At 50.4% G+C, this 240-nt stretch carries 1 tRNA gene; it reads right to left on the bottom strand.

The features are described 5' to 3' along the window. Nucleotides 1–56: 56 nt before the first annotated feature. A tRNA-Thr gene (locus tag AAHA39_RS20545) sits at nucleotides 57–132 on the bottom strand. Nucleotides 133–240: the final 108 nt, after the last annotated feature.

Genomic DNA, 240 nt, shown 5'->3' with positions numbered 1-240 from the left:
CCGCCGACACGGGGATTTTCAATCCCCTGCTCTACCGACTGAGCTATCTGGGCAAATGGTGCCGGCTACCGGAATCGAACTGGTGACCTACTGATTACAAGTCAGTTGCTCTACCTACTGAGCTAAGCCGGCACACTTTAAACCATTGTGCATGAACAAATTTTTTATTTCATGGCACCAAAATTTGGTGCCCAGAGACGGAATCGAACCGCCGACACGGGGATTTTCAATCCCCTGCTC

This window comes from Aeromonas sp. SE22 (genome assembly GCF_038739755.1).
In the GTDB taxonomy this organism is placed as follows: domain Bacteria; phylum Pseudomonadota; class Gammaproteobacteria; order Enterobacterales; family Aeromonadaceae; genus Aeromonas; species Aeromonas jandaei.
Note: the sequence above shows the minus strand (reverse complement) of the source record. Positions and strands in the feature narration are given on the sequence as shown.